Raw genomic sequence first — 24,577 nt, forward strand, 5'->3', positions numbered from 1 at the left:
AAATAAAGGGTTACATCTGAGGTATCAGGCTAACAGCCTTAAGTCACGACGGGTTATATCTTATCTGACATTAGCGGAGAATATCTTGCGACACTCTCCGCTAATTTTAACGCGAACAGCACTGGATGCAGTTCTTAATCACCTCGCCAAAACCTACCGAAGTATGGTGTTGGTTTATTAGCGCTGAATTAGTGGGGATCCCTCAGCGCACAGCGGGGTTTAGGTCTGCGTGAACCCTCTGCGTTAGCCTTTATTTTCAATCTTATCTGACGTTATTACAGCCTGCATAAAAAAGGATTTTTTCTCTTTTTCCGCGATGCGTTACTCTGACATTACTAGGCAAATACTGGCTTAGTTTAAAGGAGGAGACATGGAAAAACAGCGTGCAAGTTTATTGTTTAGCTTGGTTTTTGTCACCGTTATGGCGATGTCAGCACATTCAACAGCTCAAGCCGAGGAGCTCAATAGCAGGCCTCCCTTGCCAATCCCAATGTGCTACGGTTGCTTTTCTCCGATAGGATTTTAGCGATAATTGACTATCACTTGGTTGCTAATCACTTGAAGTGGCGGATTTACCCGCCCTTTTCCTGCAATAAAGTACACAAAAGTCAGTTGAGTAGCAGCCGCTTCCCCCGCCAGCCCGCGGCTTTGCCCGCTGCCTCCTTCAAGAGGCATACAGCGGGTCGGCGTACACAACTTAACTTGTAAACCATCTGGTGCTGCCGACATTAATTGGTAGCGCCAACCTACCGACACAATTCGCGCATTTTCTTGAGCCAGTGCAACCGGTGATTGCAGCGGTTTGGCGGAAATAGCCACTCCGCGAAAACTCTGTGTAATGCCAATATCATCTGCCACCCACGTACCTGAAGCCGCAGCATTCAGCGGCAACATACTCAGCGAAAGCACACCACCCAGAATCAGTGGGAAAAGACGAGTTAGCATCAAGCGGCTCCTATGGTTGAAGTCATACGGATCTGGCGATTATCGCCAATCTCCAGATTAGACAGCACCACCATCTGCGGTAGGCTACGGCGCAAGAAACGCGCTAATAATGCACGGAGCGCGTGGTTAACCAGTAATACTGGCGGTGCGCCTAGCATTTCCTGACGTTGCAGTGCTTGTTTGGATTGTTCTAACAGACGGTCAGCCAGACCCGGTTCTAAGCCGCTGCCACCTTGAAGTGCCTGCAATAACAAGCGCTCTAATGCGGCATCCAGCCCAATAACCTGAATTTCGCCGGTTCCGGGGAACCATTGCTGGGCAATTGAGCGCCCCAGCGCAACGCGCACCACAGCAGTTAACTCATAAGGATCAGTTTGATTTGGCGCATGCTCGGCAAGTGTCTCAATAATAGTGCGCATATCGCGAATGGAGACCCGCTCCATTAAAAGATTTTGCAGCACTTTATGCAGCGTGGTTAAGGTCACCACACCTGGGATAAAATCTTCTGTCAGCTTCGGCATTTCTTGTGAAACCCTGTCCAGCAGTTGCTGTGTTTCCTGACGTCCGAACAAATCGCTCGCATATTGGCTAATCAAATGATTCAAGTGCGTGGCAACAACTGTACTGGCCTCGACCACAGTAAAGCCCTGAATTTGCGCTTGTTCGCGTAATGCACTTTCAATCCATACCGCCGCCAAACCAAAGGCTGGATCATGGGTTGCTTCACCGGGCAATGTCCCGACAGCATTACCGGGGTTGATCGCCAGCCAGCGGCCCGGATGGGCTTCACCACTGCCAATTTCGACCCCTTTCATTAATATCCGATAACTAGCGGGCGGGAGTTCCAGATTATCTCTGATATGAACCACCGGCGGCAGATAGCCCATTTCTTGAGCAAACTTTTTACGAATACTGCGAATTCGGCCGAGTAACTCACCATTCTGCTGGAAATCGACCATCGGAATCAGGCGGTAACCGACTTCCATACCCAATGGATCTTCCAACTGGACATCGGACCAAGTGGCTTCAGCGGTTGGCTGATTATCTTGTACCACTGGCGCTTCTGCCGCTGCCGGTTGCTGAGATTGTTTACCGCGCAAACGCCAGGCTAATGCTAACAACGCAGCAGTAAACAGCAGGAATACAAAGTTAGGCATTCCGGGCACCATACCCAGTAAACCCAATACCGCTGCACTCAAAACCATCACCCGTGGGTTGTTGAACAACTGGGTGACCATTTGCTGGCCAACATCCTGATCAGTGCTCACGCGGGTGACAATAACACCCGCCGCCGTGGAGATAACCAACGCCGGGATCTGCGCCACTAAGCCATCACCGATGGTCAATAATGTATAGGTTTCGGCGGCATGGCCCACGGCCATGTTGTGCTGAAGCACGCCCACTAATAGGCCGCCGACCACGTTAATCACCATGATCAGTAGCCCTGCGACCGCATCACCACGAACAAATTTACTGGCCCCGTCCATTGAGCCATAAAAATCCGCTTCCTGTGTAACATCAGAACGGCGCTTTTTCGCTTCGTCTTCACCAATCAAACCGGCATTTAAGTCGGCGTCGATGGCCATCTGTTTACCGGGCATACCATCAAGGACAAAACGCGCGCCAACCTCGGCAATACGCCCGGCCCCTTTGGTGATAACCATAAAGTTGATGATAACCAAAATGACAAAGACCACGATACCGATGGCAAAGTTGCCACCCACCAGAAAATGGCCAAAGGCTTCAACGACACGTCCCGCCGCCGCTGCACCGGTGTGACCGTCCATCAGAATGATACGGGTGGAAGCAACGTTTAGGGATAAGCGCAATAACGTCGAGAACAGCAGAATAGTCGGGAAGGCCGCGAAATCCAAAGTGCGCTGGGTAAACATGGCAACCAGCAACACCATAATCGACAGCGCAATGTTGAAGGTAAACAACAAATCAAGGATGAAAGGCGGCAGCGGCAACACCATCATCGACAAGATCATTAAGATTAAGATTGGCCCGGCAAGAATTTGCCACTGGGTATCTTTGAAGTTGCCCGGTAAACGAAGCAGGGCGGCCAAATTAGCCATTAGTCAGTCTCACTCTCTGTTGCAAAATCCAGACCTTCCGGTACCGGCAGATGTTCAGGTTTTTTCGGGATTAGCCCACCTTCCCGCTTCCAGCGTTTCAGCTGATACACCCAGGCAAGGACTTCTGCCACCGCGGCATAAAGGGTGGCTGGAATATGTTGGCCCACATCACTGTGCCGGAACAAAGCCCTGGCCAGTGGTGGCGCTTCTAACAAAGGAATCCGATGTTCAGCGCCCAATTCACGAATACGCAATGCAACCGCCCCCGCTCCTTTCGCCAAAACCTTGGGCGCACTCATTTTTGCTTCGTTGTACTGCAATGCGACGGCATAGTGAGTTGGGTTAGTCACTATTACATCGGCCTTATGCACATCAGCCATCATCCGTCGGCGGGCCATCGCCCGTTGTTGTTGACGAATGCGCCCTTTCACATGCGGGTCACCCTCTTGATCTTTGAATTCATCACGTATTTCCTGTTTGGTCATACGCAATTTTTTAATATGGTTGGTTATTTGGAAAAACACATCAAACGCGACCATCGGAGTGAGGCCTAAAACCACCACCAATCCACAAAAAATAATCAAGTGGAGCGCATCACCTAAAGCCGCCACCGGTGGTGCGGCCATTAACCGCATCATATCTGGCCAGTTATGCCACAGGAATATTCCGGTCACCCAGCCGACCAAGGTGGCTTTCAAAATGGCTTTCAGTAGTTCAGCCAATGCCTGAGAGGAAAACATCCGTTTTAAGCCCGCAATTGGGCTCATCCGCATTAGGTCAAACTTGATTGATTCGCCGCTAAACAGCACGCCGCCCAACAGCATCGGAACTGCCAGCGCCACTATCACCAATCCGGCAAAAATGGGTATCATCGCTATTAGAGTTTGGCGCAGTAACATGCCAATTTGCCGCAGCATTTGCTTATCATCACTGATGATACCGTGATCAAAATGCAGCCCTTGGGTAATCATGGCGGCCAGTTGGCGTGCCATCGATTCCCCCGAAATCCACAGAATAGACAAACCGGCCCCAAGCATCAGCATTGAAGTCAGTTCGCGCGAACGCGGGATCTGGCCTTTTTCGCGGGCCTTCTCCAGCTTATGGGATGTGGGTTCCTCACTTTTTTCTGCATCGCTATCTTCAGCCACAGCAGGTTTTCCTGTTTAGCGTAAGCGTTCCCAAATCAGGGAAATGACTAAATATCAAAATTGCTGTCTAGGATGACAAAAATTCAGTAAGTCTATGGCTTGAACAACGTGATAATTGAGGGGTTATTTGCCGGATGAATGCATTAGAATAGCTGCGACTGTCTGTTAGCTGGCTAGTTGTAGTCAAATTTTGATAACCGAAAACGCCCATAGTTTATGATATTATTTGTTGAAATGTCACCCTACCCCGATGATTAAATCAAGCCGATAATTAAATTATTTTTAAGAAAAAATAGACATTCAGTGTTATATAAATATCAGGCTAGCATTAATTTAATATTTACATCTGAAAAAACTATAAGTGCAGCACAAAAACCGGATTAGCCCTATTTTATTAATTAGCCGGACATATTAAAAGGAAATTAAAATGAAACGATTTGACGTTACATATGATGTTCTTAATAATAAGCGCAAAAAAATCAGCCTAATAAAATCCGCTAATATCCTCATAATAAGAATGCATCAGGATGCTAACTTTGCCAACATAATGACCAATGTCATTAACAACAGTGGCATACAATATGAGGTTATTTTTAATATCTTCACGGCCAACACCTATGTCGTCAGCATAAAAACTTCAGAAAGTAACATTAGCGAGATAAAGGAAAGTATCGCCAATAATAAAGAGGTTAGATTCGCAGGGAATGCATTCATTAATGAAGAAAATAAAAATCCAGTTATTTACACTGAAAATTTTTTTATTCAGTTCAAAGATTATTTAACCGAGGATGAATGTGAAAAAACAATCAATGAATATAATCTAATCATTAAGAATAAAATATCCTTTCTTAACAATGCTTACTTTGTTTCCACACCAGAAAATACCGGTGAAGATACTTTTACTATTGCCGAAAACATTTTAAATCGTGAGGATATTGAACACTGTCATCCGGAATTAATTCATCATAAAAAATCTAAAACCATTCATCCTAATCAGTGGCATTTAAAGAAAACCATCGTACATACTGAAGTTGAGGTAGACGCCAGCGCGAATGTTGAAAACGCCCATAAAATCACCTTAGGCAAGGGTACAACCATTGCTGTCATTGATGATGGGTTCGATCTTGGTCATCCAGAGTTTTGGCGTGAAGGTAAAATTGTCCATCCTTGTAACCTGAAATATGGGGATATAGGTAACTTCGAGGGGATAAGTGAAGATCCCTCACCAGAACCCGGTGACAACCATGGTACCGCTTGTGCTGGAGTCGCCTGTGCCGATGGCCACTATGGTGCTTCCGGCGTAGCCCCTGAAGCTAAACTGATGCCAATACGGCAAACTGGGGGGTTAGGTTCACAGAGCGAAGCTTTCGCCTTTGTCTGGGCCGCAAGGCATGGCGCGGATGTTATCTCTTGCAGTTGGGGGCCAGCAGATGGCCTGTGGTTAGACCCAGATGCCCCAGAGCATAATGTAGTCGCCGAGATGCCAGCACTTACCCGAAAAGCCATTGATTATGCAGTAAAAAAGGGGCGCAAAGGTAAAGGTTGCGTTATCTTTTTTGCGGCTGGAAACGGCAATGAGCCCATCGAAAATGATGGTTACGCTAGCCATGAACAAGTGATTGCCGTCGCTGCCTGCAATGACCGGAGTAAACGTACCGTTTATAGCGATTATGGTCAGTCACTCTGGTGCTCCTTCCCCAGCGGCGACATCCCTGCACCTCACATGCGCCATCCATATCCTCTCACCAAGGGTATCTGGACCACTGATATACGTCTTGAAGACGGCTATAGTTCTGGCGATGTATTCACTGGAGATATTTTTGGTAATTACACCGCTATATTTGGGGGCACCTCAAGTGCCTGCCCTGGTGCTGCTGGCGTGGCCGCATTAATTCTCTCGGTGAATCCCTCACTGAAACATTATGACGTCAAAGACATAATCCGTTACAGCTGTGACAAAATAGATGAAGAATACGGGGAATATGATGAAAATGGCCACAGTAAATGGTACGGCTATGGGCGAGTCAATGCCGAGAGAGCGGTGATACTGGCCAAAGAATGGAAGAAATGAGCCACTCCGCCGGAAGTAACCTCAAACAACATTATTGCGAAAGTAAATAAAGCAGATGAGGGAGCCCTCATCTGCATTTAGGGTCGTCAGTCAGCTTAAAAACCTAAGCTATCGAGCAGGTCATCAACTTGATCCTGACTGGCAATAACGCCCGCACCATTTTTATCCATTTGCGGCCCATTGAGTAAACTGTCAGCTGGTTTTTGCGGTTTTGACGGCATATCTGGAATGTTCTCCATCAATACCATTAGCAACTGTTTCTCAATCTCTTGCACCACATCCATCATGCGCTTGATAACCTGGCCGGTCAGATCTTGGAAATCCTGCGCCATCATGATTTCCAATAATTGCGCATTGGTAAATGAAGTGTGTTGCGGCACGACATCCAGATATGCGCGAGTATCTGTCACCAAGTCGCGGGCATCTGACAGCTCGATGGGATTAGCAAACCATTCATCCCAACGAACTTTGAGCGCCTTAGCTGACGACTCCAACTCATTCTGGCGCGGCTGTGCTGCTTCAACACAGTTCAATGCTCTTTCAGCGGCCTGTGCCGTCATATGAACCACATAGTCCAGACGGTCACGAGCATCTGGAATAGCTTCTGCGGCTTGAGCAATAGCTTGATCAAGACCCAATTCGCGCAGACTGTCACGTAACATCCGCGTCAATTGACCAATACGGCTTATTATATCACTGGCTGATGCCGCATCTGTTGCGGGCATTTGATGGTTACTCATCTCGCCTCCTTACATACCCAATTTTTCAAAGATCTTATTGAGTTTCTCTTCCAAGGTAGCGGCAGTGAAAGGTTTCACTACATAACCACTGGCACCGGCTTGCGCTGCTGCGATGATATTCTCTTTTTTAGCTTCGGCAGTTACCATCAGAACTGGCAGAGAACCAAGAGCACCATCACCACGGATAGTTTTTAGCAGGTCCAAACCATCCATATTCGGCATGTTCCAGTCAGAAACCACAAAATCAAAACCACCCGTTCGTAATTTATTCAATGCGTCTACGCCATCTTCGGCTTCTTCCACATTGTTAAAACCCAGTTCTTTCAGCAGGTTTCTGACAATACGACGCATGGTCGAAAAATCGTCTACCACTAAAAATCTGAGATTCTTATCCGCCATACCAACTCCTAAAGTTTGTTGCTCACCGCTGAGCGATTAAATACCAACGCCCGATTTCCACCGGAAAATTTCTACTAGATTCGCAGGGCTTGGCCGCTGCTTATCTGTGCCAACATGCGCTGACTTATCTGATTCAACTCCAAGATTTCATTAACGCCGCCCATCCCAATAGCTTCACGCGGCATGCCGAAGACCACACAACTGGCTTCGTTTTGTGCAATGGTATAAGCCCCTGCGCGATGCATTTCCAATAAACCCGCCGCACCGTCATTGCCCATTCCCGTTAGGATCACACCGACCGCATTGCGCCCGGCATACTGCGCTACTGAACGGAAAAGCACATCGACCGAGGGACGGTGGCGATTAACCGCAGGCCCGTCATGGATACGCACCTGATAGTTTGCCCCACTTCGTGCCAGTTCCATGTGCCGATCACCGGGCGCAATATAGGCGTGTCCGGGCAATACCCGTTCACCGTCTTCTGCTTCTTTCACCGTAATTTGGCACAATTTATTGAGCCGCTCGGCAAATGAACGGGTAAAGCCTGGTGGCATATGCTGTGTTATCAACAAGGCCGGGCTGGTCGGTGGCAACGGTTGCAATACCGTACGGATAGCTTCTGTTCCCCCCGTCGAAGCGCCGATCGCAATGAGCTTTTCGCTACTGAGCAACGGCGTATGAGTCAGCATCACAGGGGCATTTTCTGGGCCACGCTGGGGTAACCGAGCTTTAGCCGCCGTGCGGATTTTCTCCGCAATTAATTCACTGTAAGCCAGCATCCCTTCGCGAATACCCAGCTGAGGTTTAGTGACAAAATCAATTGCCCCTAACTCCAGCGCCCGCATAGTTATCTCGGAGTTTTTCCCGGTTAATGACGACACCATCACCACCGGCATTGGCCGCAGACGCATCAGTTTTTCAAGAAAATCCAAACCATCCATTCGCGGCATTTCAACATCGAGTGTTAATACCTGCGGATTAAATTTTTTAATTAAATCACGGGCAACCAACGGATCGGGTGCCGCGGCAACCATTTCCATGTCTGGGTGACTGTTAATAATCTCCGTCATTAACTGGCGCATCAACGCGGAATCATCAACGCACAATACTCTGATTTTACTCATCACCTCTCCTTGGTCAGCCCATAAACGGTCTGCCCGCGCAAATAGAATTCCCGACTAATTTGGCTGAAATTCTCCGAGTGGCCTGCAAACATCAAACCGCCGGGTTTTAGCAAAGGGACAAAGCGACGCAAAATGCGCTCCTGCGTTTCTTTATCAAAATAAATCATCACGTTACGACAAAAAATAGCGTCAAATTGCCCCGGTAATGCCCATTCGGGTGCTAACAGATTCAACTGCTGAAACTGAATCATATTGGCAAGCTCCGGCCGCACTCTAACCATGCCCTGATGAGGGCCGGTGCCACGCAGAAAATAGCGCTGCATTTGTTGTGCCGACAATGAACGCAATTCATCTTGGCGGTACACACCGCTGGTAGCTTTCTCCAGAACTTGTGTATCAATATCACTGGCCAATATTTGGCAAGAACCCGACCGATTCCCCAATACATCACAAAGTGTCATGGCGATGGAGTAAGGTTCTTCACCGGTCGAGGCCGCGGTACTCCAAACCGAATAATTCCCTGACCGCTGGCGAGCATGCTCTGCCAGAATCGGGAAATGGTGCGCTTCACGGAAAAATGCCGTGAGGTTAGTGGTCAGAGCATTAACAAATGCCTGCCACTCTGCACTGTTAGGATCGGTCTCCAGCAAAGCCAAATATTGACCAAAATCATCAATTCCCAGCAATCTTAACCGCCTCACCAGGCGGTTATAGACCATTTCCCGTTTGTGGGAGGCCAGGACAATCCCAGCCCGTTGGTAAATAAGTTGGCAAATGCGTCGGAAGTGAACATCCGAGAGCGGGAGCCGTTGAATCATCTGGGTCAGGGGAGACCCAGACTCTTGGGGTGATGGTTTCATTCGGTCTCACCCCACCATGCCGTCTTTATTACACCGTTTGACAATCTGGGGTTTCCTTTGCAGCCGCTGTTTTCACAACAAATTGCTTACCACTGCTTGCTGCCACTTGCCCCTCCCCGCCGTCGCTATCCTGCTCCAAACGAAAAACAGACACTGCATCAGAGAGCATACCTGCTTGCTCTTCCAGTGCATTAGCCGCAGCCGCAGCCTCTTCTACTAATGCGGCGTTTTGCTGAGTGACCTGATCCATCTGTGTTACCGCGAGTGAAACCTGCTCAATACCTCGGCTTTGCTCATCCGAAGCGGAAGCGATTTCACCCATAATGTCGGTCACCCGAGTCACTGAGCGAACAATCTCTTCCATGGTGGTACCCGCATTTTCGACCAGTGTGGAGCCCTGGCGAACTCGGCTAACCGATTCATCGATTAACCCTTTGATTTCTTTTGCTGCTTGCGCACTGCGCTGGGCTAAATTGCGTACTTCACCGGCCACAACAGCAAACCCACGCCCTTGTTCACCGGCCCGAGCCGCTTCAACCGCAGCATTCAGTGCCAGAATATTAGTTTGGAAGGCAATGCCATCGATAACGCTGGTAATTGCGCCAATTTTCTGCGAACTGGTGGAAATATCATGCATTGTTTTCACAACACTGCCGGTTAACTCACCACCTTTGGCTGCCGTCCCCGATGCTTCTTGCGCCAGTTGTGTTGCCTGACGGGCATTATCGGCATTCTGTTTCACTGTCGCCGTCAATTGCTCCATACTGGCCGCAGTTTGCTCCAATGAAGCGGCCTGCTGTTCGGTTCTTGCAGACAAATCATTGTTACCGGCAGATATTTCCTGAATCCCGGTTAACATGGATTCTGTCCCATCGCGAACATGGCTAACCGTCGTGATAAGCGACTGTTGCATGGTGCGTAAACTGGCAAACATCTGGCTGATTTCATTGCGGCCAGCGACAGTAATCTGACCGGATAAATCACCCTGAGCAATCCGGTCAAAATGAGCGCGCATAATCTTCAATGGCGTGACGAACATGGTTCGTAACCAGATAAGTGAAGAAATCGTCATCACGATCACCATCAGAATCGCCCCACCAAATATCCACATGGAGAGGTGATAAGCCTGTTGGTTCTCGCTGCCAGCATCTGCAACCGCTTCATTGGCATACTGCAAATACTGAATAAAATCGGCCTCAAACAGATCTTGGGTTTTCTGAGTGGGCTGATCCATAAAACTCTGTAAATTGCCGGCTTCCAGGAAATCGATTAATTGCCGTAAGGAAACACGTAAATTCTGATAACTGTTTTTTGTCGCGTCTAGCAACTCACCACCGGTATCACTCTCATCAAGACGAGGTACTGCCAAAAACTGATTAAAATACAGATCCGCTTTTTGTAATGAACTACGCGCATTACCCATTAGCGCGTTGACTTGCTCCTGAGGGACTTTGAGAGCCGAGCGAGTCGCCGCCCGGTTTAAGGTATTACGCGCCTGAAGTAAGGATACCCAACTGAGGCTTAATGCATCCCGCTGCTGGCTACTGAGATCCACTCGATTTAAATTTTGATAGTCTGAACGAAAAGCAGTAAATGACAGACCACTTGAAATTAACTGTATAGAGCAAATCAATATCAGTAACAGGAAAAAGCTGGTAGAAATCCGGATTCGGCCAAACATCGTAACCTCTTCTCAGCCGGCTCGTTGGCCGGCTTTATTTATCCCCGTCATACTTCAAGCTGCATGTACGTTGGCTGCCTTCGCTACTCGGCCCATCCTTGGGCCTCGCCTCTGCGAGACCGCTGCAAGCAGCGTTCAAATCTACTTCATGCAGATTTTTCACCCCCGTCACTTACTTATGTAAGCTCCTGGGGATTTTCTTAGTTGCCGCCTTCCTGCAACTTGAATTATTTAGGGTATATGTTTTGTGTAGGGACTGGACTAGAAAGTTTCCCAATTATCTTGCAGGTCACTTCCCAGTGTTTTTTTAGCAGTACCGCTCTTATCCTGTGTCGGCTGCTTAGTTTTTTTCACATCTTTTTTGCTACTATCGTTATCCATATGCAGGACAAATACGGACATGGATTGGGTTAACATACTGGCTTGTTCTTCCAGTGCGGCGGCGGCGGAAGCAGATTCCTCCACCAAAGAGGCGTTTTGTTGTGTCACACGGTCCATTTCTGTCACCGCCTGACCTACTTGATCAATACCTCGGCTTTGCTCATCAGAGGCGGAAGCGATTTCGCCCATGATGTCAGTGACGCGGGTCACCGCATTCACGATATCGCCCATGGTTTCACCGGCACTTTCAACCAGCACAGAACCCATGTCGACACGGTTAACTGAATCTTCAATCAACCCTTTAATTTCTTTGGCTGCTTGCGCACTGCGCTGAGCCAAATTGCGCACTTCACCAGCTACAACGGCAAAACCACGGCCTTGCTCACCGGCACGGGCAGCTTCAACCGCAGCATTCAATGCCAGAATATTGGTTTGGAACGCGATGCCATCAATGACGCTGGTGATATCTGCAATTTTCTGCGAGCTACCGGCGATCTCATGCATGGTTTGCACCACACTAGCGACCACTTTTCCGCCTTTTTGCGCAGTTTCTGAAGCACTCAATGCCAGTTGGCTAGCCTGACGAGCATTTTCAGCATTCTGTTTCACCGTGGCAGTAAGCTGCTCCATGCTGGCAGCGGTTTCTTCCAGTGATGCGGCCTGTTGCTCGGTACGTGCTGACAAATCATTGTTACCGGCAGCAATTTCTGATGCACCGCTGTAAATAGCATCAGCACCTAAACGTACATCGCTGACGGTGGTAATCAATTCAGATTGCATATGTTTCAAACTAGCGGCCAAGGTGCCCATTTCATTGCGGCTCTGCACCTCAATATTCTGAGTTAAATCACCATTAGCAATATGTTTGATATGCTCAATCAAGTGTTTCAGCGGGTTAATCAAGATGTGCTGCATACCCAACCAAACAATGACAATTACAGCAAATACCGCAATCAGCACGAAAATAATGACACTCATCGCGTAAGTGAAAGAGCGGTTGCTGTCTTCTACTGCGGATGCATATAGACGATCGTTTTGGGTCAGATAAGTGTTGTAATCCTGCTCAAAAGCATTTTGGAAACTGGAGGTGGGTTGGTCAAAAAACTCATTGATCTTACCTGACTCCATTAATTGGATAAGCTCGGTCAATGCACCGAAGTATTGGTCATAGGTTTGTTTTAGTTTTTTAGCTGATTCAACATCTTGTTGGCTATCCAGCGGAATTTGTTCGTAACTTTTAAAACGATCCGCCGCCATGCCCAATGTGCCTTTAGCTGAAGCCAAAAGGTCATTCACTGTTGGGCCACTGCCGGTATGATTCACATCCATCATATAGCGGATGCCGGCACGGTTCAGCGTATTACGTGTTTGCAACAGATTTACCCAGCTTTCATTCAATACTGATTGTTGCTGACGGATAACTTGTAAAACCTCAAAGTTTTCTTTGTCATTTTTCAATGAGTTGAAGAAAAGCCCGCCGGAAACCAGTTGTAAGGCACCAAATAGCACTAACACCAGCAGCAGGCTGGTGACCACTTTCATACGCTTGAACATGTTATCCCTTCATAAGTACGTCAAAATATAGGTATATCTAAATACGGGTACGCCAAAACATAAATGTTTAGTTAACTGTGTTATCGGCACTGTAAGAGGGAACTTTACCGGGAAGAGGGATTATTTTACCGGGGAGCTGCTGGAGTTACGGGGAGATACTGGCGTTAATCCGGTAAAATTTTGGCTTGATACCGGTTGAGTGTTGATATAAATGAATATGCAGAGTAGCCGTAATGGCTACTCTGATAATCAAATGAATAAGCAATAAAAACTTACCCTTTCGCCACTGAATCAAGCAATGACATCTCTTCACTGCTCAGCAACTTCTCAATATCAACCAAAATCAGCATCCGCTCACCCAGTGAGCCTAAACCGGTCAGATACTCAGTCGCCAGCGTCACCGCGAACTCAGGAGCTGGGCGGATTTGCTCAGCGGTCAATGACAGCACATCAGATACGCCATCAACCACAATACCGACGACCCGCTGACCAAAATTCAGCACGATCACCACGGTATTTTCGTTATAGGTGACACCCTGTTGGGCAAATTTAACCCGTAAATCAATAATAGGAACTATAACGCCGCGTAAGTTAGTGACACCTTTAATGAAAGCCGGGGTGTTAGCGATGCGGGTCACTTGATCATAACCGCGGATCTCTTGGACTTTCAGAATATCAATGCCGTACTCTTCAGCACCCAGCGTAAAAATCAGGAACTCTTGTCCTACCGTTTCGCCAGCCAGCTTCGTGACGGTTGCTAGTCCTGCCATGTTTTTACCCTTCAATCAATAGGTTGAATTTATGTTTTTTTTCAAGGCTCTATTACGCGACGGCAACATCATCGGCCGTGACACGTTTTTCCCGGTTTAAGGCCTGCAATGCCGACACATCAACAATAAGGGCCACACTGCCATCACCCAATATGGTGGCGGCAGAAATACCTGGGACCTTCCGATAATTACTTTCCAGATTCTTCACAACCACCTGATGCTGGCCAATCAATTGGTCTACCAGCAGGGCATAACGGCGACCGGCACTTTGCAGAATCACAACAATGCCTTGGGTGGCTTCAGTTTTTGCATTTTCAACATCAAATACACGGAACAATTCCACCAGCGGTAAATACTCACCACGCACTTGCAATACGCGTTCACCACCAGCCAGTGGATGTAAATCCTCAGCCAATGGTTGCAGTGATTCCATTACAGCATTCAATGGCAAAATAAACACTTCATCACTGACTTTGACAGACATGCCATCAAGGATAGCCAGCGTCAATGGCAGCAAGATACGGATAGAAGTGCCTTTGCCCGCCTGGAAACTGACTTGCACATGGCCGCCCATTTCCTGAATATTTCGCTTAACTACATCCATCCCAACACCACGACCGGAAACATCGGTCACCTGCTCAGCAGTCGAAAATCCAGGCGCGAAAATCAACATCCCGACATCTTCATCAGTCATATGCTCATTAACAGCCATACCTTGAGACTGAGCTTTCGCCAGAATTTTCTGCCGGTTAAGCCCTGCTCCATCATCAAGAACTTCAATACAAATATTGCCGCCTTGATGTTCTGCGGACAGTGTCAAATTGCCTACCGGAGCTTTACCCGCCGCGATGCGGGTTGCAGGATCTTCAATACCGTGGTCCAAACTGTTACGCACCAGATGGGTTAAGGGATCGATAATGCGTTCAATCAGACTTTTATCCAGTTCAGTCGAACTGCCAAGCAGTGTGAGTTCAACTTGCTTATTCAGCTTACTGGCTAAATCGCGCACCAACCGCGGGAAGCGGCTGAAGACATATTCCATCGGCATCATACGAATCGACATCACTGACTCTTGCAAGTCGCGCGCATTACGCTCCAACTGCCCCATGCTATTGAGCAAATCGCCATTAATCACCGGGTCTAATGTACTGGAGCGCTGAGCCAGCATAGATTGCGTGATAACCAGTTCTCCCACCAGGTTAATCAGTTGGTCAACTTTCTCAACCGCCACGCGGATGCTGGTTGACTCACTGGCTTTTGCTTTAGGTTTCACATGCTCGGCACTGGTAGCTTCGACCTTAGATATATTCTTGGCTTCTGCAATCGGGGCGGCGGCAACTGGCAGCACTTGCGCAGCAATCGGGGCAGCGACAGCCACCTCAACCACCGGCTCTTGCACTGATTCGGCCGGTACAAAGCTAATCTGCTCTGGTTCCAATACAAAACACAGCACGGCGCTGATATCATCTTCACTGACTGATGTAATCAGAGTCGCTTCAAGACTATCTGTCCCTTGCTCGGTATCTTTAACATCGCCAAGATTGCCCAATTCTTCCAGCATCAACGGAATTTCTTGTTCTTTCAAACCAGACAGCCGAATACGCATTCCCCCCTGAACCAACGCCGGAGACTTGCTGCTGGCCTTGGTTTCAGCACTTGAGGCCGCTGTCGCAACATGATTAGTGGTTTGCTGTTCTAAAGCTTCGAGTGCCAGTTGGCGTAATGCATGACAAATATACTCAAAGCTTTCTGCATTAGGTTCTTGAGAGGTTTTGTAGGCGTCCAACTGTTCCTGCATAATATCTTTCGTTTCCAAAAACAGGTTGATGATATCAGTGCTCAAACGCATTTCGTCGCGACGGGCACCATCCAACAGGTTTTCCAACAAATGGGTTGTTTCTTGTAATACCGAAAAACCAAATGTTGCGGCACCGCCCTTAATCGAGTGAGCAGCACGGAAAATAGCATTAAGTTGTTCATTATCTGGTGCCAACGGGTCCAGCAATAACAGGTGCTGTTCCATGTCTGCCAGCAGTTCATCTGCTTCATCAAAGAAAGTTTGATAAAACGCGGTAATATCCATGCTCACGGTGTCACCTCTACTGTGCGTCGCGGCTTGTCGGAGAGACCGGTGCATTACTTGCAGGTGCCGCTGGCAACGATGTCGTTGGCCCGCGGGCAACTTGAGTAACATTCTCCGTGCTCGATTGTTGTGTTTGTGATGCTGTTGCTGGCGGTACTTGCGCTTTCACCGGCTCAGCCGTTGCCGCTGACGAAGCGGTTGTTGCCGAAACCGTGTTTGTCGAAACCGTGCTTGTTGAAACCGCTATTGCTGCTTTTCCTGTGGTGCCAGGTTGTTCAGTAGGTAGCGCTGCCCCCGTGGTCACGGGTGGTGGCGCAACAGTATTAGGTGCAGTCACCGCAGGCGTCGTGCCAGTGGAATCAATCTGTTTTAAGCTTTCAGCTTTTTCTATATCAAGCGCTCTGTTATCTAAATTCTCATGCTCAATATCATGTTGAGTTTGTTTATTCAGCACCAAGATACTAATGCGGCGGTTAACAGGGTCATCTGATGCTTGCTCTTTTAGGCGCATTGTCGACGCCATGCCCACCACGCGTAATACTTTGCCCTCATCCAATCCACCAGCCAATAATTCACGCCGTGAGGCATTGGCACGATCGGCCGACAGTTCCCAGTTACTGTACCCACGTTCGCCCGTGGCGTAGGGCAAGTCATCGGTGTGCCCAGACAAACTGACCTTGTTGGGGATGTCATTCAAGATTGGTGCTATAGCACGTAAAATATCGCGCATATACGGCTCAACCTGGGCGCTCCCCATTTTGAACATTGGTCGGTTTTGACTATCAATAATCTGAATTCTCAGCCCTTCATCCATCATGTTGATCAACAGATGTGGCCGCAAAGCTCTGAGCCTCGGATCGGACTCAATTAATTGATCCAGTTTTTCCCGTAATTTATTAAGCCGATACTCTTCTTTGCGACGTTCTTCGGAATCAATGTGCTTACGCACTTCACCCACTTGCTGGGTCGGGTCATCACCGCCGCCGGGAATCGGGCTGGTGCTATCACTGCTTTTCTCACCATGGGTCAGTGCGACTTTCAATGGCGTACGAAAATACTCTGCAATTTGTGTCAGCTCTTGCGGGCTGGAAACCGACAGCAACCACATCACCAGAAAGAAGGCCATCATTGCTGTCATAAAGTCCGCATAAGCAATTTTCCATGATCCGCCATGATGGGCTTGAGCATGTTTAGCTTTGCGCTTTTTGACCAGAATAACGGGGTGGTTCTGATGCTTCATGCGTCCTCTTCTGTCGCTTGCTGTGCCGGAGCTTTCACTCTGCGCACATGCTCTTCCAGCTCAATGAACGATGGCCGTTCCGTGGTGTAAAGTGTTTTACGACCAAATTCCACGGCAATTTGCGGGGCATATCCGTTCAAACTGGAAAGCAAAGTCACCTTGATGCACTGCATCATTTTGGTGGTTTCTGCGCTCTGTTGACGTAGCAATGTCGCCAATGGCGAAATAAATCCATACGCCAACAAAATACCCAGGAATGTCCCTACCATCGCATGGGCAATTAACGCCCCAAGCTCTGCGGCAGGTCGGTCTGCGGATGCCAAGGCATGCACCACCCCCATCACCGCGGCAACAATACCGAATGCAGGTAAAGAATCCCCGACCATCGCCAGACTACCTGCAGGCACTTCACATTCTTGCTCGTGAGTTTCTATTTCTTCATCCATCAAAGCTTCGATTTCAAAAGCGTTCATGTTCCCACTGACAATTAACCGCAAATAGTCGGTAATGAATTCCACCAATAGCTTATCGGCCAAAATCCTTGGATAATTAGAGAAAATTTCACTTTCCAAGGGACTTTCTATATCCCGCTCTAGCGAGAGCATGCCCTGTTGGCGGGATTTGGCGAGTAAGCGGTACAACAGCGCCATTAAATCCATATAGAGGACTTTGTTATATTTAGAGCGGCGCATCAGTTTTGGCATGGCCTTCAGCGTGGCTTTTATCGCTTTACCGTTGTTGCCCACAATAAATGCGCCAATACCCGCTCCGCCGATAATTAAAAATTCAGCGGGTTGATATAATGCACCCAGGTGACCACCGACAATGATGTAGCCGCCAAAAACCGCCCCTAAGACCACGATATAACCCAAAATAACTAACACGCGATATCCTTAGCAAAGTGTGTGGGTGGAAGGTGAGGCGTTAGCACCCTTTGAGTGCTATAAGTTGCCAATAACAGGCGACAGGGACGGTATCCATACCGCTGCTGTCACCCAAAATTCTGACAACTCAAAGAAACTCAAACTGCGCGACTAACCTGCTCATCCAGCAGTTGTGAAGTTATATCGGCAGATTGCGGAGAAAGTTTACGTTTTTTTACTGCGCGGGAAGGTGGCTGGCAGAGACTGCAAACAAAGCTGTTTCGCGGTTGATGTGCATGGGTGATAAAAGTCCCACCACAGCAGTTACAGCCAGAAAGCTGCAACATGCCACTATCGACGAACCGAACCAAGGTCCAGGCTCGAGTTAATGCCAATAATGGCGGTATTCCGGACTGATCTGGACACTGTTCGAGATAAAGACGATAAGCCTTAATGACGGCCTCAACACCGGTGCATTGACCACTTTTTAGCAAAAAACTATAAGCGTTATAAAACATCGATGAATGGATATTCTGTTCCCAGGTCATAAACCAATCGGTCGAAAACGGCAACATACCTTTAGGCGGAGGACTGCCTCTCAGCTCTTTATAAAGCTTAATTAAACGCCCTCGACTGAGTTGCGTTTCGCTTTCTAACATCTGCAAACGCGCGCCTAAAGTTATCAACTCCATAGCTAAATGAATGTCTTTTGCTTCCTGAACAATACTTTTCTCAACCATCGGTCATGCTCTTTTCTTAGGCGCACTACCGTCTTTTAACGATAGCTCGTGGAGTAAATGACTCGACAATAAAATTCCTGTATGGATTTGCTGCAAGTCATCCACACGAGATTCTTTCGTCAGATGATGAATTGTATTGTGATCACTGAAACGGAAATGACAGACCAATTGGTTAGTCTCAGCTAATTTAACCATCTGCGGTAATGTTAACTGCGCTAGTGCATCGGCCATAGTATCCGTAATACCCAAGCGAAACATCGCTGAGGCTTTCTCATCGTTAATTAACCGCTGTGCTAAGAGCAAATATGACAAATTAATATCATAAATATGTTTGAGTAATTCAGACGTACTCATTTTATACATCCCGACTGATTATGCTTTAAAACATAAGTTGGATGATAGAATTCTTCACCCAAGACCTGGGATCCTTCCCGTTATACAGTTAATTAAAACCTATAGAACTAAAAGTAATAGAAGCTTACTGGTGCTACATGACAAAAAATACCGTTTTGTATGAAATAACATGTCATCTGCCTGACAGTTTGATTTTGTGTTGCTTACTGCTCTGATATTGCACCTTCGACATGTGAATTTTCTTACAAATTATTAGGAATATTCCTAAACAGGCCCAACTCTACTCCCGAATCGCTAGCACATACAATGTGACTAGCGATTTATTTTAAATGCAATGTGACAAGGGTCACAAAAATAAAATATAAAAAAGAAAAACCTCTCTTTTTTTGGTTGTTTTTTGACCTGAACAGTGTTCGAAAAATAGCCAAAAGTAAAAAAATAGCTAAAAAACTAAGGATATAGGGCCAATTCTTAGTACTTTTAGATCGGTTCGAACAAAAACACTTCCAAAACGAAATGGCAGGATATAAATCCGTCATAATGGCAAATCATCAGAACTAAGATCTGACAAGTCACTTTATAGTTCGGCACCTCTATAGGTAACTATCCAAAACCATATTGGTTTAACGAATATTTATGCCGTGTTAAAAAGTGCCTTTCATCGTTTATTTATTAACCTATCTGTCTATTTACGTTAAAAGGGCCTAAAACCTGTATTAAAAAAGGTAACAGAGGTAACCATATGTTTCACTGTTACTCCCCTTCACGTATTTTTATCAAAAAAAATATTTTCAACCTAGGATGATATCCATTATTTTAATAAGGAAATTGTTCTTGGAATGTAAATAGAATTAATTAATTATTTTTAAATCATAAGTCTTAGATATCATTCTTTATGATTGTTTTTATTTAACTGCATGTTAAAAGAGACTTTTTTATTAGCTACTGCCAAATGTGATTTAAATCTCATTTCTTAAGTATATGATCCCCTAATCTTTATCCTACAGTCGCGCTTATGGGATCTTAATAATGGGATACAGTAATGTACTGGTCGCAGTGGCCCTTTCACCCGATAGCCAACAGTTGGTAGATAAAGCCGTTTCTATCGTGCGGCCTTATAACGGCCGGGTTTCATTGATTACGCTGACAACAGAACCCGAAATGTACAATAGCTACGCGGCCCCCATGCTGGGTGATTTACGGTCCGTTTTACAAGAGGAAGCTCAGTTATTTATGGATGAATTAGCTATCAATGCTGATTATCCCATCGAGGACCGAACGGTGGTTCATGGTGAGTTCGCTGACAGCATGGCTTATTTTTGTCAGCAACAACATATTGACCTAGTGATATGCGGCAATCACAGCACAAGGCTAATGAATAAATTTTCCTGCTCAGCTTCTCGCCTGATTAATACCAGCATGGTAGATGTGCTGATAGTCCCTCTTTGATAAAAACGAATGAGTGATGCACCGTTATATGCAGCTCTGGTTAATGCTGGAGATGGGGTGGCTGGGGTGCCGTCTCGCGGATTGAAGTGTCGCAACATCCAAACTTCCCGGTGGGAGTTTTAATGATTTCCTACTGCAAATACCCCCTTGGGTGGAGCAAGGAAAAATCAAATTTCGCGAAGATTTTGTTGATGGGTTGGAATGCACCACAAGCCTTTATTGGGTTATTACAAGGTAAGAACTTTGACAAGCTAGTGATTCGCGTGGGTAATGAATAGTCATTATAGTTCCGGGGCCTATAGGCCCCGGATTTCTTTATCTTAAGTATCCATAAATTCTGTTAGAACCATTTGCCGAAGCGGCGGATATAAAACTGTTTCATCAGTTGCGCAACAACACAATAACTGATCAATGTTCCTGCCAACCATGGGAAATATTGCCATGGCAGTGGTTGTAGTCCGACTAATGTTCCTAATGGTGAGAATGGAATATAAATACCTATCGCCATGATAACCCCAGTAGTTAATAGCACTGGCAATGCAGCGGTGCTTTGAATAAACGGAATTTTCTGCGTACGCAACATATGAACAACTAATGTTTGCGACAACAAACCTTCAATAAACCAACCTGACTGGAACAAAGCCTGATGCTCGACACTGTTGGCCGCGAAAACAAACCACATTAGCGCAAAAGTTGTGATATCAAAGATCGACGAAGTCGGCCCAATCCACAGCATAAAGCGGCCAATATTTTTAGCATCCCACTTACGCGGTTTGCGCAAAAACTCTTTATCCATTTTATCCCACGGCAGAGAGAGCTGGGAGATGTCATACATCAGGTTTTGCAGCAGTAAATGAATGGCCAGCATCGGCAAGAATGGAATAAAAGCACTGGCAACCAATACAGAGAAAACGTTACCGAAGTTAGAGCTGGCGGTCATGTTCAAATACTTGATAATATTCCCGAAAGTTTCGCGCCCTTTAATAATACCCTCTTCCAATACCATTAAATTCTTTTCGAGCAAAATGATATCAGCTGACTCTTTGGCGATATCGGTGCCGGTATCAACCGAGATTCCCACATCAGCATCGCGCAATGCCGGAGCATCATTAATACCATCCCCGAGGAAACCAACAGTATGACCATTGCTTTGCAGCATTTTCAGCACACGAGACTTTTGCAGCGGAGTCAGTTTGGTGAACACCGTGCGCAATTCCACTTCACGCGCCAGTGTTTCATCATCCATATGCTCAATATCAAGACCACTCAGTGGCTCTCCGGGTTCCAACCCAACATCGCGACAGATTTTAGCGGTAATAATCGGGTTATCGCCGGTTAATACTTTTACCGCAACACCATTTTCCCGCAATGCGGCAATCGCGGCCTCGGCACTTTCTTTTGGCGGATCAAGGAAGGTCAGTAATCCTTGCACAACCAACTCACGTTCGTCGGCAATACTTAAAGGGACCTCGCTGACTTCGGTGCCTAATTCGCGGGTTGCCAGTAGTAAAACACGAAAGCCGTCTTCATTATATTGCGTGGCTAATGCCAACAATGAGGCGCGGCGGGCTTCATCAAGCGGATAGATTTCATCGCCTTCGCGCACTGAAGTACAGATACTTAGCATTTCTTCTACTGCACCTTTGCAGATCAGTTTTTGATGTTGCTGATCATCTTTCACCACAATCGATAAACGACGGCGAATGAAATCAAAGGGTAATTCATCAACTTTATTGAAGCTGCGTAAAGCATCAATTTCTGGCTTGCCACGGCTGAATTTAATAACCGCCTGATCCATCAGATTGCGCATGCCGCTTTGATGAAAACTGTTAAGCCATGCCAGTTGTAATATTTTACTGTCATTGCTGCCAAGAACATTTAAATGGTGTTCAAGAATAATTCGGTCTTGCGTTAATGTCCCTGTTTTATCGGTACACAGCACATCCATCGCACCAAAGTTTTGTATTGCATTCAATCGCTTGACGACAACTTTTCGCCGCGACATCGCTATTGCACCTTTAGCCAAGTTAGAGCTGACGATCATCGGCAACATTTCAGGCGTTAATCCAACCGCCACTGCCAAAGCAAACAGCGCCGCCTCACTCCAATCCCCTTTTGTAAAACCATTGATCAGCAATACGATCGGCACCATCACCAACATAAAGCGAATTAATAACCAACTAACACTATTAACCCCTCGGTCAAAAGCAGTTTGAGCGCGATTGCCCACAATGGATTTCGCAAGTGACCCGAAATAAGTATACCCGCCGGTGGCGACAACCACGGCCATGGCCGTTCCACTGGCAACGTTCGTCCCCATCAAACAAATATTAGATAACTCAAGTAATTCACTTTCGCTACTGGCATCTGCTTCCACTGATTTCGGTGCAATTGACCCCATTGCATCATATTTCTCAATGGGTATAGCTTCACCGGTCAGAATTGCCTGACTGATAAATAAATCTCTGGATTTAATCAGGCGCAAATCAGCTGGAATCATATCCCCGGCAGATAATAAAATAATATCGCCCGGTACCAACTGTTTAATAGCTATTTCCTGTTTTTTCGGCTGGGCACTATGGCTACTGCGACGCAATACCGTGGCCGTGGTACGCACCATTGATTTCAGCGTTTCTGCGGCTTTATTGGTGCGGTATTCCTGCCAAAAACGCAGTAATCCACTGATTAAAACCATGGTCACAATAATGCTGACACCGACAAGATCTGTTTCCTCGCCACGTTGTAGCGGTAACCAATAATCGGTTACAAAGCTGATTGCAGCCAAAATCATTAAAACAAAAATAAATGGGTTATTAAATGCAGCCAGTAATTGAATCAGAGCTGGCGGTGCTTTCTCATGCGCAACTTCATTAATCCCGTATAATTCCAGCCGCTCTTTGGCATCTTCCTCTGTTAGCCCATTCAAGTTAGCATTTAACTTAGATAATGTTTGATCCAAGCTGTTTTTAGCCTCTAATGCAATAGTAAAAGGTTTTTTATTATTATTGCTACGGCTTGTACCTGTCTTTTTAAATTTGGTCATAACGCTTCTCTTTTAATTCTAAATGCACAGAATTTACCCGCTCTATTATTGAGAGATAAATGTGCTGAACTATTATTGCGCTGCCAATTTTATATTTATATTTAATCAGCAGCAGCTAATTAAGTTAACTCCGGGGTGATCGTCCATAACAACTCCTTACTACCACATGGGTCAGTATTATTGACTACTAATTTGAAATTAGATTAACTTCCCAACTTATGCTGGCAATTCTGATGCAATACGCCAATGAATAGCACTGACACTCCGCTCCAGACTGACTCGGCAAACAATGCTTTCAATTTCTTTTTGTGCTGCTGGCGTCGCCATTATTTCAGCACAAACTTCTAGCTGACCGGGCTTGGCGATATCGGCACTGCATAATGATTGCAATCGTAATGCCATACCATTCAATGCCTGTAAAATCAGAGTGCGAACCAATACTTCATCTTCCGTACCACATGTCACGTGAATGCGGTAACGCACTTCTAAATCAACAGCTTGTTGTTGAGGTTGCATATTAATGCGTTGCGCTGCCTCGCGTAACAATATATTGGCACATAAAATAACGGCGGTTGCAGCAACAGCATTCCAATACAATCCCAGGCCGCAAAGCACGCCAATTCCAGCGGAACACCACAAGGTAGCCGCCGTATTTAAGCCCCGAATATTCATGCCTTCGCGCATAATAACGCCAGCCCCCAAGAAACCAATTCCTGAAACCACTTGAGCAGCAATACGGCCCGGACTATCAGGAGAGGTGGCATAAGAGCTGAGAATAAATACCGCCGCACCAGTCGCAACTAATGCATTAGTCCGTAAACCAGCCATACGTTGACGCCATTGCCTTTCGGCACCAATTAATGCGCCCAGGCACATTGCCAGTAATAAATTTATGACAAAAGGAGTTAATGCCATGATTCTCTCCATGAATTAATCATTGGTAGAATAATCATGTGCTATTTAGCACACAGGTAATTGTGCTGATATATACCCAAGGGTAAATCAGCAGTAACCGGTGTTAGCGCCAGGAGGAAAGAGTGAGTGGCTATTAAAT

19 protein-coding genes and 2 pseudogenes are annotated in these 24,577 nt (G+C 46.6%); 4 read left to right on the forward strand and 17 right to left on the reverse strand.

Annotated elements, in window-relative coordinates; genetic code table 11:
- Positions 1-181 (forward strand): annotated as a pseudogene (locus tag OVO64_RS10090) (IS4/IS5 family transposase); the annotation flags it as partial.
- A 341-nt stretch (positions 182-522) separates the two neighbouring features.
- Here the strand turns inward: OVO64_RS10090 and OVO64_RS10095 are convergent.
- The 3 genes from OVO64_RS10095 to flhB are packed head-to-tail and all read right to left on the reverse strand — an operon-like array spanning position 523 to position 4,171.
- The gene (locus tag OVO64_RS10095) at positions 523-945 is read right to left on the reverse strand and encodes a flagellar protein FlhE (protein WP_032820654.1); all 423 of its coding nucleotides are present in this window, start codon (positions 943-945) and stop codon (positions 523-525) included.
- The gene (gene flhA / locus OVO64_RS10100; RefSeq protein WP_038633782.1) at positions 945-3,023 is read right to left on the reverse strand and encodes a flagellar biosynthesis protein FlhA; all 2,079 of its coding nucleotides are present in this window, start codon (positions 3,021-3,023) and stop codon (positions 945-947) included. Before flhA ends, OVO64_RS10095 begins: the two co-directional genes overlap by 1 nt.
- Positions 3,023-4,171, reverse strand: coding sequence for a flagellar biosynthesis protein FlhB (gene flhB, locus OVO64_RS10105; RefSeq protein WP_038633785.1), 1,149 nt, complete (start codon positions 4,169-4,171; stop codon positions 3,023-3,025). Before flhB ends, flhA begins: the two co-directional genes overlap by 1 nt.
- A gap of 427 nt (positions 4,172-4,598) precedes the next feature.
- Here flhB and OVO64_RS10110 point away from each other — a divergent pair, with 427 nt between their 5' ends.
- Positions 4,599-6,242, forward strand: coding sequence for a S8 family peptidase (locus OVO64_RS10110; RefSeq protein WP_267248749.1), 1,644 nt, complete (start codon positions 4,599-4,601; stop codon positions 6,240-6,242).
- Positions 6,243-6,337: 95 nt separating this feature from the next.
- Here the strand turns inward: OVO64_RS10110 and cheZ are convergent, their stop codons facing one another.
- From cheZ to flhD, 12 genes are all read right to left on the reverse strand, one after another.
- Complete coding sequence (cheZ, locus tag OVO64_RS10115; RefSeq protein WP_038633791.1) at positions 6,338-6,982, reverse strand: protein phosphatase CheZ; 645 nt, start codon at positions 6,980-6,982, stop codon at positions 6,338-6,340.
- Positions 6,983-6,991: 9 nt separating this feature from the next.
- A complete protein-coding gene (cheY, locus tag OVO64_RS10120; RefSeq protein WP_032820649.1) occupies positions 6,992-7,381 on the reverse strand; it encodes a chemotaxis response regulator CheY in 390 nt (129 codons plus the stop codon).
- 74 nt (positions 7,382-7,455) lie between these two features.
- On the reverse strand, positions 7,456-8,505 hold the full coding sequence (locus tag OVO64_RS10125) for a protein-glutamate methylesterase/protein-glutamine glutaminase (protein ID WP_038633794.1): 1,050 nt from the start codon (positions 8,503-8,505) through the stop codon (positions 7,456-7,458).
- Positions 8,505-9,365 carry a protein-glutamate O-methyltransferase CheR gene (cheR, locus tag OVO64_RS10130; protein WP_038633796.1) on the reverse strand — a complete coding sequence of 287 codons (861 nt, stop codon included), beginning with the start codon at positions 9,363-9,365 and terminating at the stop codon, positions 8,505-8,507. Before cheR ends, OVO64_RS10125 begins: the two co-directional genes overlap by 1 nt.
- 28 nt (positions 9,366-9,393) lie before the next feature.
- On the reverse strand, positions 9,394-11,046 hold the full coding sequence (locus OVO64_RS10135) for a methyl-accepting chemotaxis protein (RefSeq protein WP_038633799.1): 1,653 nt from the start codon (positions 11,044-11,046) through the stop codon (positions 9,394-9,396).
- Between the two features lie 261 nt (positions 11,047-11,307).
- The gene (locus OVO64_RS10140) at positions 11,308-12,981 is read right to left on the reverse strand and encodes a methyl-accepting chemotaxis protein (protein WP_038633801.1); all 1,674 of its coding nucleotides are present in this window, start codon (positions 12,979-12,981) and stop codon (positions 11,308-11,310) included.
- A 272-nt stretch (positions 12,982-13,253) separates the two neighbouring features.
- Positions 13,254-13,751 (reverse strand): chemotaxis protein CheW, encoded by a 498-nt coding sequence (cheW, locus tag OVO64_RS10145; RefSeq protein WP_038633803.1) that lies wholly within the window; start codon positions 13,749-13,751, stop codon positions 13,254-13,256.
- Between the two features lie 52 nt (positions 13,752-13,803).
- A complete protein-coding gene (cheA, locus tag OVO64_RS10150; protein WP_186377402.1) occupies positions 13,804-15,834 on the reverse strand; it encodes a chemotaxis protein CheA in 2,031 nt (676 codons plus the stop codon).
- 16 nt (positions 15,835-15,850) lie between these two features.
- Positions 15,851-17,074 (reverse strand): flagellar motor protein MotB, encoded by a 1,224-nt coding sequence (motB, locus tag OVO64_RS10155; RefSeq protein ID WP_038633808.1) that lies wholly within the window; start codon positions 17,072-17,074, stop codon positions 15,851-15,853.
- Positions 17,071-17,958 (reverse strand): flagellar motor stator protein MotA, encoded by an 888-nt coding sequence (gene motA / locus OVO64_RS10160; RefSeq protein ID WP_038633811.1) that lies wholly within the window; start codon positions 17,956-17,958, stop codon positions 17,071-17,073. Before motA ends, motB begins: the two co-directional genes overlap by 4 nt.
- 137 nt (positions 17,959-18,095) lie before the next feature.
- Positions 18,096-18,677: a flagellar transcriptional regulator FlhC gene (gene flhC, locus OVO64_RS10165; protein WP_038633814.1), complete on the reverse strand. Its 582-nt coding sequence runs from the start codon at positions 18,675-18,677 to the stop codon at positions 18,096-18,098.
- Positions 18,678-18,680: 3 nt separating this feature from the next.
- Positions 18,681-19,031, reverse strand: a complete 351-nt coding sequence (gene flhD / locus OVO64_RS10170; RefSeq protein WP_038633816.1) for a flagellar transcriptional regulator FlhD — start codon at positions 19,029-19,031, stop codon at positions 18,681-18,683.
- A 1,029-nt stretch (positions 19,032-20,060) separates the two neighbouring features.
- Here flhD and uspC point away from each other — a divergent pair.
- Together uspC and OVO64_RS10180 are read left to right on the forward strand one after the other, a co-directional pair.
- Positions 20,061-20,480 carry a universal stress protein UspC gene (uspC, locus tag OVO64_RS10175; RefSeq protein WP_267248750.1) on the forward strand — a complete coding sequence of 140 codons (420 nt, stop codon included), beginning with the start codon at positions 20,061-20,063 and terminating at the stop codon, positions 20,478-20,480.
- Between the two features lie 118 nt (positions 20,481-20,598).
- Positions 20,599-20,758: pseudogene (locus OVO64_RS10180) on the forward strand (NADP-dependent oxidoreductase); the annotation flags it as partial.
- Positions 20,759-20,820: 62 nt separating this feature from the next.
- On the opposite strand, the gene mgtA reads toward OVO64_RS10180, so the two are convergent.
- Positions 20,821-23,523, reverse strand: a complete 2,703-nt coding sequence (gene mgtA, locus OVO64_RS10185) for a magnesium-translocating P-type ATPase (protein ID WP_267248751.1) — start codon at positions 23,521-23,523, stop codon at positions 20,821-20,823.
- A 216-nt stretch (positions 23,524-23,739) separates the two neighbouring features.
- Positions 23,740-24,438: an MgtC family protein gene (locus OVO64_RS10190; protein WP_004392115.1), complete on the reverse strand. Its 699-nt coding sequence runs from the start codon at positions 24,436-24,438 to the stop codon at positions 23,740-23,742.
- Between the last annotated feature and the right edge of the window lie 139 nt (positions 24,439-24,577).

It is taken from the genome of Yersinia sp. Marseille-Q5920, assembly GCF_946902935.1.
Classification (GTDB): domain Bacteria; phylum Pseudomonadota; class Gammaproteobacteria; order Enterobacterales; family Enterobacteriaceae; genus Yersinia; species Yersinia rochesterensis.

Bases quoted from the DNA above. Each gene is read 5' to 3' on its own strand.
- OVO64_RS10095 (WP_032820654.1), bottom strand. From the start codon at position 945: ATGCTAACTCGTCTTTTCCCACTGATTCTGGGTGGTGTGCTTTCGCTG.
- flhA (WP_038633782.1), bottom strand. From the start codon at position 3,023: ATGGCTAATTTGGCCGCCCTGCTTCGTTTACCGGGCAACTTCAAAGAT.
- OVO64_RS10110 (WP_267248749.1), top strand. From the start codon at position 4,599: ATGAAACGATTTGACGTTACATATGATGTTCTTAATAATAAGCGCAAA.
- cheZ (WP_038633791.1), bottom strand. From the start codon at position 6,982: ATGAGTAACCATCAAATGCCCGCAACAGATGCGGCATCAGCCAGTGAT.
- cheY (WP_032820649.1), bottom strand. From the start codon at position 7,381: ATGGCGGATAAGAATCTCAGATTTTTAGTGGTAGACGATTTTTCGACC.
- OVO64_RS10125 (WP_038633794.1), bottom strand. From the start codon at position 8,505: ATGAGTAAAATCAGAGTATTGTGCGTTGATGATTCCGCGTTGATGCGC.
- cheR (WP_038633796.1), bottom strand. From the start codon at position 9,365: ATGAAACCATCACCCCAAGAGTCTGGGTCTCCCCTGACCCAGATGATT.
- OVO64_RS10135 (WP_038633799.1), bottom strand. From the start codon at position 11,046: ATGTTTGGCCGAATCCGGATTTCTACCAGCTTTTTCCTGTTACTGATA.
- OVO64_RS10140 (WP_038633801.1), bottom strand. From the start codon at position 12,981: ATGTTCAAGCGTATGAAAGTGGTCACCAGCCTGCTGCTGGTGTTAGTG.
- cheW (WP_038633803.1), bottom strand. From the start codon at position 13,751: ATGGCAGGACTAGCAACCGTCACGAAGCTGGCTGGCGAAACGGTAGGA.
- cheA (WP_186377402.1), bottom strand. From the start codon at position 15,834: ATGGATATTACCGCGTTTTATCAAACTTTCTTTGATGAAGCAGATGAA.
- motB (WP_038633808.1), bottom strand. From the start codon at position 17,074: ATGAAGCATCAGAACCACCCCGTTATTCTGGTCAAAAAGCGCAAAGCT.
- flhC (WP_038633814.1), bottom strand. From the start codon at position 18,677: ATGGTTGAGAAAAGTATTGTTCAGGAAGCAAAAGACATTCATTTAGCT.
- flhD (WP_038633816.1), bottom strand. From the start codon at position 19,031: ATGAGTACGTCTGAATTACTCAAACATATTTATGATATTAATTTGTCA.
- uspC (WP_267248750.1), top strand. From the start codon at position 20,061: ATGGGATACAGTAATGTACTGGTCGCAGTGGCCCTTTCACCCGATAGC.
- mgtA (WP_267248751.1), bottom strand. From the start codon at position 23,523: ATGACCAAATTTAAAAAGACAGGTACAAGCCGTAGCAATAATAATAAA.
- OVO64_RS10190 (WP_004392115.1), bottom strand. From the start codon at position 24,438: ATGGCATTAACTCCTTTTGTCATAAATTTATTACTGGCAATGTGCCTG.